Source organism: Candidatus Liberimonas magnetica (assembly GCA_020523885.1).
GTDB lineage: Bacteria > Elusimicrobiota > Endomicrobiia > Endomicrobiales > JAFGIL01 > Liberimonas > Liberimonas magnetica.
In genome coordinates, this window is sequence record JAJAPY010000024.1 from 1 (window position 1) to 14,416 (window position 14,416).

General features: G+C 42.1%; 11 protein-coding genes. All 11 read left to right on the forward strand.

The genetic code is table 11. From position 1 onward, the window contains the following. Positions 1-132 precede the first annotated feature (132 nt). The 11 genes from fmt to LHV68_12915 all read left to right on the forward strand — a co-directional run bounded on the left by fmt (position 133) and on the right by LHV68_12915 (position 14,402). The gene (gene fmt / locus LHV68_12865; protein MCB4792755.1) at positions 133-1,080 is read left to right on the forward strand and encodes a methionyl-tRNA formyltransferase; all 948 of its coding nucleotides are present in this window, start codon (positions 133-135) and stop codon (positions 1,078-1,080) included. A 3-nt stretch (positions 1,081-1,083) separates the two neighbouring features. Further along, positions 1,084-2,097: a hypothetical protein gene (locus LHV68_12870; GenBank protein ID MCB4792756.1), complete on the forward strand. Its 1,014-nt coding sequence runs from the start codon at positions 1,084-1,086 to the stop codon at positions 2,095-2,097. A gap of 644 nt (positions 2,098-2,741) precedes the next feature. Further along, positions 2,742-3,782, forward strand: a complete 1,041-nt coding sequence (locus LHV68_12875; protein ID MCB4792757.1) for a YchF family ATPase — start codon at positions 2,742-2,744, stop codon at positions 3,780-3,782. A 66-nt stretch (positions 3,783-3,848) separates the two neighbouring features. Continuing rightward, the gene (locus LHV68_12880; protein MCB4792758.1) at positions 3,849-4,202 is read left to right on the forward strand and encodes a cupin domain-containing protein; all 354 of its coding nucleotides are present in this window, start codon (positions 3,849-3,851) and stop codon (positions 4,200-4,202) included. Positions 4,203-4,221: 19 nt separating this feature from the next. Further along, on the forward strand, positions 4,222-7,278 hold the full coding sequence (gene mfd, locus LHV68_12885) for a transcription-repair coupling factor (protein ID MCB4792759.1): 3,057 nt from the start codon (positions 4,222-4,224) through the stop codon (positions 7,276-7,278). A gap of 17 nt (positions 7,279-7,295) precedes the next feature. Continuing rightward, positions 7,296-8,072, forward strand: coding sequence for an EFR1 family ferrodoxin (locus LHV68_12890; protein MCB4792760.1), 777 nt, complete (start codon positions 7,296-7,298; stop codon positions 8,070-8,072). A 65-nt stretch (positions 8,073-8,137) separates the two neighbouring features. Next, complete coding sequence (locus LHV68_12895; GenBank protein MCB4792761.1) at positions 8,138-9,478, forward strand: outer membrane protein transport protein; 1,341 nt, start codon at positions 8,138-8,140, stop codon at positions 9,476-9,478. A 72-nt stretch (positions 9,479-9,550) separates the two neighbouring features. Beyond that, positions 9,551-10,432, forward strand: a complete 882-nt coding sequence (htpX, locus tag LHV68_12900; protein MCB4792762.1) for a zinc metalloprotease HtpX — start codon at positions 9,551-9,553, stop codon at positions 10,430-10,432. 135 nt (positions 10,433-10,567) lie between these two features. Further along, positions 10,568-11,602 (forward strand): 23S rRNA (adenine(2503)-C(2))-methyltransferase RlmN, encoded by a 1,035-nt coding sequence (rlmN, locus tag LHV68_12905; protein ID MCB4792763.1) that lies wholly within the window; start codon positions 10,568-10,570, stop codon positions 11,600-11,602. A gap of 46 nt (positions 11,603-11,648) precedes the next feature. Further along, entirely contained in the window at positions 11,649-12,548 is a 900-nt protein-coding gene (locus LHV68_12910; GenBank protein ID MCB4792764.1) for a patatin-like phospholipase family protein, read from the forward strand. 33 nt (positions 12,549-12,581) lie between these two features. Continuing rightward, positions 12,582-14,402 (forward strand): glycosyltransferase family 39 protein, encoded by a 1,821-nt coding sequence (locus LHV68_12915; protein ID MCB4792765.1) that lies wholly within the window; start codon positions 12,582-12,584, stop codon positions 14,400-14,402. The last annotated feature ends 14 nt before the right edge of the window (positions 14,403-14,416 follow it).

A 14,416-nucleotide genomic window follows, 5' to 3' on the forward strand; every position in this document is an offset into this window, starting at 1 on the left:
TTGCTTCGCCTCTGGCTCGCAATGACAAACCTCACTTAACGAAGTAGTGCTATAAATAGACTTAAAATTTGGAAAAGAAGAACAAGTTATGGATAAATTTGAGTTTAAATTGTTTTACGGGAGCATAAATTAATGAAAATATTATTTTTTGGGACACCAGAGATCGCTGAAGTGTATTTAAAAGAGCTTATACAGACACAGGAAGTTGTTGGTATAATTACCAGGCCGGACCGTCCCAGGGACAGGGGGCAAAAACTGGTTTCGCCGCCAGTCAAGATACTTGCAGAGCAGAACAATATTCCTGTTTTTCAGCCTGAAAAATTTAATGATGATATCATTAATAATTTGAAAGTCTTAAATCCTGACGTTGGCGTAGTTGTTTCGTACGGGAAATTGATACCGGAGAATATTTTTTCGGTCCCGAAGATCGGGTGTTTTAATATACATTTTTCTCTTCTTCCAAAATACAGGGGAGCGGCACCTATACAATGGGCTTTGATAAACGGCGAAAAAGAAACAGGGGTAACGACTTTCTGGATTGAAAAAACATTAGATAGCGGCCCAGTACTTGTTCAAAAATCTATTGAAATAAGCCAAGACGATAATTATCTGTCTTTGGCTAAAACGCTTACAGCTTTAGGCGTGGTGGTTTTGCAGGAGAGTTTTGACAAGTTGAAAAAAGGACAGAGCAGGGGCGAGCCGCAGAACGGGACGCCGACTTTTGCTCCGCCTTTGAAAAAGGAGAACGGGAAAATAGACTGGTCAAAACCGGCGGATGTTATCTTTAACCTCATAAGAGGCACTACCCCCTGGCCCGGGGCATATAGTGAGATAAAAGAAGGAAATCTAAAGGGTAAAATATTAAAGATCATTAAAGCCCACGCGGTGCAGGGCGCAAAATACGAGACAGAAACTTCTCCGGGGCAGATAGTTGAGATAGTTAAGAACGCAGGTTTCATCGTCCGCTGCGGGGAGGGGTTTTTAATGATAGAAGAAGTGCACCTTGAAAACAAAAAACAGTCTTCAGCCTGGAGCTTTTTGCAAGGGAGCCATTTTAATAGCGGCGATAAAATCTTTTAAATAATGAATATTAATATATACAACACTAAATGGCTTAGAAGGTTGTTTCTTGTTCTTATTGGAATAATTGCAGGTTTTGTCCTATTATGGGGACTTGTTTCACAAAGGCGGTTAAATCGCGGCATATTTTATAATGTTGAAAAAGTGCAGTATATAAATACATCTAAAATTACAAAAGAAGGGCTGGCCAGGGAAGAAGAGAAAATAGTAAACGGTAAAAGGATTTATAAATATGTTTATTTAGAAGATAAATTTGAAAGAAGAATCACCCCTGTCGATAATCCTGATAAAAGAGATACTGCCTTTTTATTCTTTGCCGATTCTTATATGTTAGGCCAGGGAGTTAAAGATAATGAGACATTGCCCTTTTATCTGTCTCAGCTGGTCCCGAATTGTAAACCGTATAATTACGGCTGTCCCGGGTACGGCCCGCACAACATGTTGTCAAGACTTGAGGGTAAAGGGATAGTCAATGAGATAGATAAGAGCAAAAAATATGTATGTATATATTTATTTATCCCTGCTCATATAAACAGAGTCATTGGCTCGGTCAGCTCACGGAAAAGAGTTCCATATTATTATATTAATAAAAAAGGTATACTTGAAAGAGACGGTGATTTTGTTTCAGGCAGACCTTTGTTGACACAGGCCTATGAGATTTTAGGAGGCAGTAAATTTGGCCGGTTTATTTTAAACGGCCATGATTTTCCTAAGATCAATGAAAGCCATATAAGGTTAACTTGCAGGATAATAGAAGAATCAAGAAATTGTTTTAAAGAGAAATTCGGAAGCGATGATTTTATTGTATTATTTTGGCCGGACAGCGGCCCGGGATATATGAGTAAATTGATCCCATACCTGAAAGCTGCAGGGGTAAAATATCTTGATTATCATGGACTGGAAGATTTTTATAAAGAGGGCTATAAGATCCCGCACGATAACCATCCGAACAAATTAGCATACGAGCAGATGGCTAAAACAGTGTCAAAAGACCTTGAAGCGATCCTGAAGAATTAATTTCTCGCAGAGCGGGAGAGGGTAAGTTCCGCCCCAGAGGCGGAACGCGACATACATGAATGAGGAAGTTGACAACATAGAAGGGTTCAGAGAGAATAAGAAGTTTATCTTCTTATTCGAACGCAGAAGGGAAACTTAGTTTCCCTCTGGGAGCGTTCCTGCGAGCAGTTTCCGATTGAGCAGGAACAAGCCCGATCCCGCAGAGCGGGAGAGGGTAAGTTCCGCCCCAGAGGCGGAACGCGACATACATGAATGAGGAAGTTGACAACATAGAAGGGTTCAGAGAGAATAAGAAGTTTATCTTCTTATTCGAACGCAGAAGGGAAACTTAGTTTCCCTCTGGGAGCGTTCCTGCGAGCAGTTTCCGATTGAGCAGGAACAAGCCCGATCCCGCAGAGCGGGAGAGGGTAAGTTCCGCCCCAGAGGCGGAACGCGACATACATGAATGAGGAAGTTGACAACATAGAAGGGTTCAGAGAGAATAAGAAGTTTATCTTCTTATTCGAACGCAGAAGGGAAACTTAGTTTCCCTCTGGGAGCGTTCCTGCGAGCAGTTTCCGATTGAGCAGGAACAAGCCCGATCCCGCAGAGCGGGAGAGGGTAAGTTCCGCCCCAGAGGCGGAACGCGACATAAGGGAGAAATAATGAAAGTAGGAATAGTCGGGCTTGAAGGGGCAGGCAAAAAAAGCCTGTTTTCGCTTTTAACAGGAAAAGATATCGAAGCGCATGTGCAGGTAAAGGAGGAAATAGGCGTGGTAAGTGTACCTGATGAACGGATAGATTTTCTTGCCGGAATGTTTGCCAGCAAGAAAAAGGTTTATTCACAGATAGAATTCCATCTCATCCCGTCGGTCAAGAAAGATTCGCAGGAAACAAAGAAAATGCTTGTTGAAACGAAATTTATGGATATGATAGCCATCGTGGCCCGTCAGTTTTCCGATGAGAATGTTTATCATCCTTTAGGCAATGTGGATTTCCAAAGAGATTACTTTACATTGAAGAACGAACTGCTTCTGGCGGACCTGATGCTTGTCGAGACCAGGCTTGATAATATAGCCAAGCAGCTGAAAGCAAAAAGCGATACCGTGGTCTTAAAAGAAAAGGAGGTCATCGAAAAGCTAAAAACAGTCCTTGAACAAGGCAATTATTTATCTTCCCTGAAACTCACCGATGAAGAAGGAAAGATAATCAAAAGCTTGAATTTTTTAACGTTTAAACCTGTTTTTGTAATAATTAATTGCGATGAGGACAAGGTGAACACAGCATTTAACCTGCCGGACGGAGCAAAAAGCCTGAATGTATCGGTTAAGATAGAACGTGAGATACAAGGCCTTGCGGAAAACGAAAAGAAGGAATTCCTTGACACTTTAGCCTTGACCGATACTTCCATAAATCGTCTGATAAAATTCGCCTATAGCTACGGGGAACTTATCTCGTTTATCACGGCAGGGCCTAAAGATTCCCACTCCTGGACCATAAGGAACGGGACCAACGCCCATAATGCCGCAGGGGCCATACATTCGGATATAGAAAAAGGCTTCATTAGGGCCGAGGTTGTTTCCTTTGAAGATTTAAAACGTGCCGGCTCCGAAGCCGAGGCAAAAAAACTCGGTGTCTACAGGCTGGAAGGAAAAGAATACATTGTTAAAGACGGCGATATCATAGTCTTCAGGTTCAATGTTTAAAGACAGTGATAAGGGGTAAGAGGAAATACAAATAACGAACTTGTCAATTTAAGAAGGAGCGATATCGTGACTAAAAAACCTATTATTAAATACCAAATCAAAAACCATAATAGAGCATGGAACCCGCTGTTTAAAGACAAGAAAAGCTGGCTTTTCGGTTTTTTTAAGCCGAAGACAAGGTCTATCAAAGATTATGACTATCTTGAACTGCACAAATATCCGGAGCTGTTCATTTTACTTGAAGGCAGGATAGTTATGACTTTTAAAAAGATCGAAAACTCTCCTATAGAAAAGCTGGAACTTAAAAAAGGCGAAGTTGTGATATTTAACTGCTGGCACAACGGCTATGCACTTGAAAAAGGAAGCACTGCTTTGGTCATAGAACGCCCCAAAAATCCCACTAAACATCTTAATATCTAAACCTTCACGGAGCTTATCGTTGAAAAAAATATTTTCAGGACTGTTTGCCGGCGGGAAAGCTTATTTTGTTCTTGAAAATCACGATGCATACAAGAACACATTGGTAATTGCCGGGGAAGACGAAATTAACCTGTGGTTCAATAACCTTACGGCGCTCGGCAAATTTTACTACAATCCGAAGATATATTCATTTTTGACAACTGACAACTTTAACCGGATAGAAACCTTAAATAACCTTAAAAACTCTTCCTCGTCAATAATACTTGCGACCGAAAGCTCGGTCAAAGAAAAAACATTTTCAGCCGGTTCATTTCAAAAAAATATATTAAAACTCTCAAGCGAAAGCCGGTTTAACCTGGAAAATCTGACTAAGAATCTTATTGATTTCGGGTTTACCCATGACGAGTTCGTAGAAGAAAAAGGCCAGTTCTCAAGGCGCGGGGAGATACTCGATGTATGGCCTGTCGACCAGAACGTGCCGTGGCGCCTCGTATTTAATAATGACACCCTTGAATCCATCCGCAGTTTTGATGTGGACAGCCAGCGCTCAAGCCGGTTTTTTAATAAAATAGAGATCCTTCCTGTAAAAGAAATCCCTGAAGGTTACTTAAGCGAATATCTTTCAGAAGAGACAAAAGTATATTTTGATATTAAACCCGACCCGGAGCTTGAAAAGATATTTGAAGGTTATGATTGTTTTATAAATGAGCCTCTGAGTAAAGATGCCGAAGATGCAGGTTTTAAAGCCCTGTTGAAATATGAGGGAAAGATACCTTTGTTCATTGACGAGTTTAAAAAGTTCGCAGGCTCGGGATACAAAACCGCTATTTTCTGTCCGCATCAAGGCGAAAAAGAAAGGATCGAAGAGATACTTTTTGAGAATAAGCTGTTAGATTTTGTTTCTGAAATAAATATCGGGCCGTTGGAAGAAGGTTTTTATTCGGATAAGAGGCGGCTGGCGGTTTTTAGCAGCCAGGAGATCTTGTACAAGAGAAAGCCGGTCAGTTTCCCGAAATTTAAGACAGGAAGAAGGCTTGAAGGGTTATGGGAGATATCAAGCGGCGATTACGTTGTGCATGAAAGGTACGGCATAGGCCGTTACCTGGGGCTAAAGAAGATAGCAAGGGGCCAGCAGGAGCAGGAATACCTGTGCATCGAATATAAAGGCGGGGATAAGCTTTACATACCTATTTACGATTTTAAGGTCGTGCAGAAATATGTGGGGCTTGAAGGGTACAGGCCGAAACTTCATTCGCTCGATACCGTAGCCTGGGAAAGGGCAAAACAGAGAGCAAAAGAAAGTGCGATCGAACTTGCCCAGGACCTCTTAAAGCTATATGCCGAACGCCAGAAAAGCGAAGGTGTCGCATACCCGAGAGATATCCCGTGGGAAATGGAATTAAGCGATTCGTTCCCGTATTCGGAAACCGAGGACCAGCTCAAAGCCATAGAGGAAGTCAAGGCTGACCTGTCAAAATCTCAGCCTATGGAAAGGCTTGTCTGCGGCGATGTCGGTTACGGGAAAACCGAGGTCGCGATCCGTGCGGCATTTAAAGTTGTCCTGTCTTCAAAACAAGTAGCAGTGCTTGTGCCTACGACCGTCCTTGCGGAACAGCATTTCCAGACCTTCACCCAGAGGCTGTCTCCGTTCCCGGTAAAAATAGAGGTGTTGAGCAGGTTCCAGTCAAAGCTTGAGCAGACAAAAGCGATAGAGAACATCAAAGCAGGCTCGGTGGATATAGTCATAGGCACGCACAGGCTCCTGCAGAAAGATATAGAGTTCCATGACCTGGGGCTCCTTATAATAGATGAAGAACACCGCTTCGGCGTCAAGCAAAAAGAGAAAATAAAGTCTATGAAAAAAAACGTAGACGTGCTCCTTCTTTCAGCTACGCCGATACCCAGGACGCTTTCTCTTGCGCTTTCAAATATCAGGGACCTTTCTGTCATCGAGACGCCGCCGTACGGAAGGCTTCCCATAGAAACGCACCTCGGTCATTATGACGAAAAGCTAATCCAAAAAATAATAAGGGCAGAACTCTCCCGCGGAGGTCAGGTTTTTTATGTGCATAACAGGGTCGAAACGATACTTACTAAAGCCGAACAGATAAAAAAACTTATACCTGAATCTAAGCTTGGCATTGTTCATGGACAGCTTTCTGGCCCGGAGATAGAAAAAGCGATGTGGCGGTTCCTCCATAAAGAAATAGATGTGCTGTTGGCTACCACTATAATCGAGTCAGGCCTAGACATACCTTCAGTAAACACCATGATAGTTGAAGATGCGGAAAATTTCGGCTTATCCCAGCTTTACCAGTTAAGAGGAAGGATAGGCAGGTCCAGCCAAAAAGCCTATTGTTATTTATTTTCGAGTTCCTCTTCTTTGACGGAAGATGCACGCAAGAGGCTTGAGGCCCTAAATGAATTGAGCGAGCTTGGCTCAGGGTTCAGGCTGGCCTTAAGGGACCTGGAGATCCGAGGCGGAGGAAATGTCCTTGGGGCAGAGCAGCACGGTTTTGTAAGAGAGGTCGGTTTTGAGCTGTATTCAAGACTGATTGCCGAAGCCAGCCGCAACCTTAAGGGCGAGGTCGCTTTGCCTAAAGAAAACGAAGAATCCAAAACAGTAGTCGATTTCGATATCCCGGCCTATATCCCGGAAAGCTATATAGCCTCGGATGATCTAAGGATAATATTTTATAGAAGACTTGTGAATGCAGGCTCAAATGAAGACCTGTCCGGAATAAGGGAAGAGTTCCTAGACCGTTTCGGGAAGCTCCCCGTGCCCCTTGAGAACCTTTTCAGGCTTACGGGCCTCCGTTTAACAGCGCAAAAAAGCAATGTCAAAAGCATTATAGAAAAAGAAAAGTTTTACGAGATATATTTTCTTGAAGATATAAGCGTTAAGCCTGAGAACATAGTACAACTTGCACAGGACTATAAGGATATCCTGGAATTCATACGCGGGGAATCTAAAGGCATCCGCCTGATAAAAAAACTGATCCGGGCTGAACCTGTTGACTACCTGAAAGCTTTCTTGTCAAACCTTCACAAATATGTTAAAATTAACCAAAAATGAGAGAGCCGGCCCAGTTTATGAAAACAACGATCTATTATTTTACAGGTACGGGTAACTCCTTAAAAGTTGCGCGAGATATAGCCGGAGGGCTTGGCGAAACAGAGCTTATACCCATAGCTAAAGCAATAAAAAATGATGTAAAACCCTCAGCCGACAGGATAGGTTTAATTTTTCCGGTTTACGTATGGGGTGTACCGGTAATTGTAACTAATTTTGTCAAGAAACTGGAAGCAACCGACAAATACTTTTTTTCCGTGGTTACTTACGGCGGTATGCCTGCATCTACGGTCAACCAGCTAAAAAACCTTCTAAGAGGCCGGAACATCAAGCTGTCTGCAGGTTTCGGCGTGAAAATGCCGGGAAACTATGTGCCTCTCTATGGGGCGTATCCGGAAAAAACCTGCAATGAATTATATGATAAAGAAAAAAATAAGATAAAAGAAATAATTGAATATATTAAAGCCGGCAGGGAAGGCAGGTGTGAAGATAATTCATTTATCGTTAACTGGATTTTTTCAGGGATAATATATAATTTAAGCGTATCTAAGATGCATGAAGCAAGTAAGAAATTCTGGGTAAAGGACACCTGTACTAAATGCGGGCTGTGTGAAAAAATATGCCCTGTGAAAAATATTAGACTTGACCAAGGCAAGCCCGTTTGGGATAAGCGGTGCGAGCAGTGCCTGGCTTGTATTCAATGGTGCCCTGTAGAAGCTATTCAGTTCGGGAAATCAACTGAAACAAGGAAAAGGTACCGCCATCCGGAAATAAAGGTGGAAGATTTATTTATATAAAATGGTTATTGATAAAAAGTTTATGTTATATCTTTTTTAAAATAATAGCACTGTAAGGAGACTAAATGAAACCGTACGCTAAACTGACCTTATTATTTCTTGTTTTTGTATTTCAAGCTCCATTTACTTTTGCAAGCGGTATTTTTACAACACCTGGCACCAGGGCCTGTTCCCTGGGTGCTGCGTATATAGGAATTGCCGATGATATTACTGCTATTTATTGGAACCCTGCAGGGTTAAGTCAATTACAAGGGAAAGCTTTTGAAGTATCGGCTCTTTTTGCAGACACTCAGGCGAAGAGCAACAAATCTCTTTCAAATGTTGCAAGCCCTAATCCTTACGACGGAGATTTTCCGATTAAGAACCTATATGATAGTCTCGGAGGCGAACCGAACGAATACAACTCAAAAGAATTAAAGCTAAAGGCTATAGTCCCGTTTATTGGAGGTTATACAAGAGTAAAGGATATTACTATCGCTGCCGGTGTTTATGCCTTAGGTGGAGGCGGAGGCAACTGGGAAAGTACCGTTAACGGAAGTTTGTCTGCGAATGATACAATAACTGCGTCAGCAGAACGCCAGAAAGCGTTCGTCCTAGCCAATATATCAGCTTCAAAAGAGGTCAATGAAAAACTTTTTATTGGTGTAGGGATAGACACAGTGGGAATGATAGACCACCTGAAAATTTCCAAAGAGTATACAAAAAGCGCTTCATCGCCGTTAGCCAGTTACCTGGCTATGATCGAACAGCAAAGTACAGGTTCAAATTATCAAATTGTCTTTGGCGGCATGTACAAACCGACAGGAAAGGTCAGATTGGGGTTAGTGTTCAGGAGCGGCACGGTAATTCAATTAAGCGGAAAAGCAAGGACAGTTACTAAAGGTATTTCTGCCATAACAAGCGGAGCTGTGCCTGATCTTGATTTTGATACAAACTACAGGCAAAACTATACCTTCCCCATGACATACGGTCTAGGTGTATCGTATGAACCAAAAAACTCCCTTCTTTTTGCTTTTTCCGTTGAACAGAATAAATATTCAACCTTAAGGAATGCTGTTACTTTTGACAATGAGCTTGCAGGTATTTTTACTAATTCAAATACTGATATGCAGTGGAAGGACACTTATCAGGTCCATTTCGGGACCGAGTACCGTCTTAATGAAAAGTGGGCTTTGCGTGCAGGGGTTCAAAATGACCCGTCTCCGGTAAACAATGATTACAGGACACTCCTTGATACGAATCAATATGAGAGAATATATATTACCTTGGGCGCAGGCTATAAAATAAAATCAATGACAATAGACTGCTTTGTATCTTCAAACTATTCAAATAATATAACAAGAAATACAAAAGAGTATGAGTTTAATTCCAATTCGGTGCGTTTGGCATTTGGATATAAATTATAAAAGGTAAGAAGTGGACGATAGAAGAAAAACATTTTACCGTCTACCGCACCCCTCTGGGGTAGGGAGGTTTTTATGAACACCTTTAAAACATTTATTTTAATGTTAGCTCTAACGGCCTTGTTGATGTTTATCGGATACAGCTTATCGGGCCAGAACGGGATGGTAACAGCGCTTATTTTCGCAGGGGTAATGAATATGGCATCTTACTGGTTCTCAGATAAGCTGGTCCTGGCCATGTACGGTGCAAAGGAAATAAAAGAAAATGAAATGCCGGAGATATATTCTATAGTACAAAGGCTTGTCATGAAATCCGGTATACCCATGCCGAAGCTTTACATCATCAACAGCCCTGCCCCCAATGCCTTTGCCACAGGAAGAAACCCCGAGCATGCGGCTGTCGCAGTTACAAAAAGTATAGTAGAGCTCTTGAACGACGAAGAACTCGAAGGCGTAATAGCCCATGAGCTTTCGCATGTAAAGAACAGGGATATCCTTATAGCATCTATCGCCGCAACAGTTGCAGGTGCGATATTCATGCTTGCACGTATGGCGCAGTTCGCAGCCATGTTCGGCGGCTCAAGGGACAATGATAACAGGAACGGAGGAGCGCTTGGAGCGATCGTTATTGCGATAATCGCTCCTCTGGCCGCCATGGTGATACAGATGGCTATTTCCCGTTCCCGTGAATACGAAGCAGACGCCTCAGGCGCAAAACTCTGCGGTAAACCGCTCGCCCTGGCGAGCGCGCTAAAGAAACTGGTAGACAACGTAAAACACTCGCGGGCTGAAATAGGAAGCCCCACTACCGCACATATGTTCATAGTAAATCCCCTGAAAGGTAAATCATTGCTGACTCTCTTTTCTACTCATCCGTCCCTGGAAGACAGGGTTGACAGGCTTGAAAAGATGGCACAGGAAATGAGCAGCTATAAAGTCCCGAAAGTAATTTATTGAGATTGTTAAATAACCCCAATCTCTGATTACACTGATTTTCAAATGATTAGACAGATTAATACTTGCAGCATGATATCCCCCGATACAAATCGGGGGTTTTCTCTATAGAGCGACAAAAGACTTTATTAAAATATTATGATGAAAAAACATTTTCTTGATCTCAAACCTAAAGAAATAAAAGAATATATACAAAAGTGCGGCCACGGCTCCTACAGGCTGGCTCAGGTGCTTGAGTGGGCCTACAAGAAAAAAGTTGATGATTTTCATAGTTTTTCAAACCTTCCCAAGGACTTGAGGAATAGGCTTGACAGTGATTTTGCCTTGAGGGTATTCAAGATAAAAAATAAAAGCACTTCCGGGCTTGACGGTACGATAAGGTATAATTTTTTGACGCGGGACGGGAATACCGTGCCCGCTGTTTTATTGCCGCAGAGGGAAAGGAACGTGGTTTGCATCTCGACGCAGATCGGCTGCGTTATAGGGTGCAAGTTCTGTAATTCAGGAAAAAAAAGGTTCGTAAGGAACCTGACCCGGGGAGAGATATTAGAACAAGCGCTTGACGTCGAAAAAGACCTGTCCATAAAAACCGACGGCATTTTATTTATGGGTATGGGCGAGCCTCTGCTTAATTTTGACAATATTGTAAACGCCATAAAAACCATGACTGACCCGGAACAGATGGGTATAGGAAGGCGGCATATAACGGTCTCTACAGTAGGGTTTATAGAAGAGATAAGGAAGTTAAGGCAGGAAAAGCTGGGTATCAGGCTTGCCGTATCCCTTCATGCCCCTGATGACGAGATTCGCGGCAGGTTTATCCCGGGGGTAGTGCCGTATTCTATAGAAGAAATATTAAAAGAAGGCATAGCGTATTCCCGCAGCAATAACTCCCGTTTAACCATAGAGTACGTGCTTATAGCTAACGAAAACGATACTTTACTTTCTGCAAAAAAAATTGTTAAATTAATAAAAAAACATTCAGATAGAGATGATAAGATACAAATAAATCTGATACCTTATAATCAAACCGGCAAAGATAAATTATTGTGCCCGAGCAAAGAGAAGATAGAGAGTTTCAGAAGTTTCCTTATAAAGAGCAAGATCCTTGCCATAGTAAGAGAACCCAGAGGCCTTGACATCGGTTCTGCCTGCGGCCAATTGGGGGTATAAATTTTTACAAAGTTATTGTAGAATTTGCAATAAATAAGGAAGATTTATGAAAAAGATAGGATTAGCATTAGGCGGGGGCGGAGCACGGGGGCTGGCGCATATCGGGGTTCTGAAGGTTCTTGAAAACGCTAAAATCCCTATTCATTCCATTGCAGGGACATCTATGGGAGCTATACTCGGAGCATGTTATGCCGTTGAGCCTGATGCCTCCAAGCTTGAAAAACGCGTGAGGGATATACTTTCAGGCCCTTCCTTTACGAAACTGCAGATCGAGACCTTGAGGTCAGACTCAAAAGGAAAGCACAGTTTCATAGAAAGAGCAAAGTCACTTTTTATGAACGGGTATATACATTTAGTTGAAGAGACAAAACCTTCGTTCTTTACAATCGAAAGGCTTGAAGAAATAGTCTGCGGGCTTTTGCCTGATATAGATATATCCCGGACAAAAATACCTTTTGCCTGTGTGGTTACGGACCTTTCAAACGGGACAGCCAAAACATTTACCAAAGGCTCGCTAAGGGAGTGCGTAATAGCATCGTCTTCAATTGCCGGGGTTTTTCCTCCTGTAGTGATAGAAGGGGTCTACTATAATGACGGCGGCTATGCCGGCTCAGTGCCGGTAAATGCCGTGAAAGAACTGGGTGTTGATTATGTTATAGCCTGCGACGTAAAAAGTAAAGTGCTTAAATTTGACAAGTTTTCTAAAGCTAAAGACATTATTTCAAGGTCGGAATATATAACCGGTTCTATTTTAAACGAGTGTATAATTGCAGAAGCTGACCTGGTAATTTCTCCAGGTGTAAAACATATAAACTGGACAGGGTTCAATAAAATCGATTTTATGATAAAAAAAGGGGAACAGGCGGCATTGTTTAAAATAATAGAAATAAAGGCAGTTTTAGAGTATAAAAACATCATTGACCGTATAAAGAAGCTATTTTCGTAAAATATTTAACGTCTCATCGAACCCCTCAAATTGATGAACAGCAAAACCTTCGGCATCCTTCTTATTTTCTTGGCGGTCTTCTTTAACTTCTATTTCCGTTACCCGTTCCTGAACATTCCTCTTGAAAGAGACGAGGGCGAATATGCCTATATCGCTGATGTGATCGAAGACGGCGGTCTGCCGTACCGTGATGCTTTTGACCAGAAGCCGCCCGGTATATTTTATTTATACTACCTTGTATTTTTGATATTCGGAAAAAAAGTAATAGCCTTACGGCTTTTTGCGGCTTTTTATAATTTAATATCTGTTTACTTCGTTTATAAAATAGGGAAGCTGCTAAAGGGCAAAGACCTCGGGTTTGTGGCAGCTTTGATATTTTCTTTGACCAGCTCGGAGAGGAGGCTGCTCGGTTTTAGCGCCAATACGGAAGTTTTTATGCTGGCGCCTATAATCGCAGGGACTTATTTCGCTTTGGCCTATCTAGCATCAAAAAAAATGGCCGCTCTGATTATTTCCGGAGCCCTCTTCGGCGTTTCTGTAATGTTCAAACAGCCCGCATTCCTTAATTTTTTCTGCATGTTCTTTTTTATCGCGTATTACGGGATCAAAGAAAAGGAAAGTGTTACCCGGTATCTTAAGGCATGCCTTGCGATGGCAGCAGCTTTTGCAGTGCCTATTTTGCTAAGCGCGCTGTATTTTGCCGGTTCAGGCGCATTTGACGATTTTAAATACCAGGTCTTATTGCATAACGTGGCTTATATAGGCTGGGCTATCCCGAAAGGTCATGGCATGAAAAATCTTTTAGACACTCTAAGTTTTCTTTCACAGAGTCAGGCTGTCTTATGGGCGCTTCTTTTTTTCGGGATGATAGTGATAATTTTTGAGCGCAGGGCAAAATATTTCGAATTTATCATCTTCTGGTTTTTGTTTTCTTTTCTTGCGGTAAGCCTTGGAAAAAGGTTTACTCTTCATTATTTTGAGCAGTTAATGCCTCCTTTGGCGCTTATTTCTGGTATGGGATTAATAGGCTTAACTACTTTTCTCAACAGGAACAAAGTGCCAAAGCTCGGTTTTTCTGTTTTTATGGTGTTTCTATTGGTTCTCTTACTGCCTTATAAGGCCAATAGAGCATACTCCGATTACAGCAAGCAGGAACTTACGTCTGCTATCTACAGCGGTAACCCGTTTAACGAAGACGTGAAAGCAGCAGAATTCATAAAACAAAACTCCGATATTAAAGACAAAGTATTCGTAGCTGGTTCAGAGCCGCAGATTTTGTTCTACGCAGACCGAAAAAGCGCGTCCAGGTACATTTTCTTCTACCCTTTGACAGGCGGGTATGCTGATTCACTGGATAAACAAAAAGAAGTCATAGGGGAATTGAACAAAGAATTGCCCAGGTATATAGTTTATTCAAATTATCTGCTTTCGCTCGGGATAACGCCGAAATGCCCGAGATACATATTTGAAGAGCTTGATAAAATACTACAAAACTATACCCTGATTGCATTAGTAGACCCCAAACAACCTAGTATTGTATGTTCCGGCAAGGAACTTGAAAGGTTGTTTGAGGAAGAAAAGAATATGTTCTATAAAGAGCGGCTTTTTATTTACGAAAAGAAAATTAGCACTACTTCGTTAAGTCGAATATCATACGACACTCTTTCTTCTTCGGTGTCTTTGCGAGGAGCGAAGCGACGTGGCAATCTCCAAAACGTCGAGATTGCTTCGCCTCTGGCTCGCAATGACAAACCTCACTTAACGGTAGTGTTAGGGGGCACTGAAAAATACATTGCCCCCCAGGACCATTCGATTTTACTTATGGTGCTGAGTAAAGTCGAAGCATTACAGTGATTACCTTGCAGATT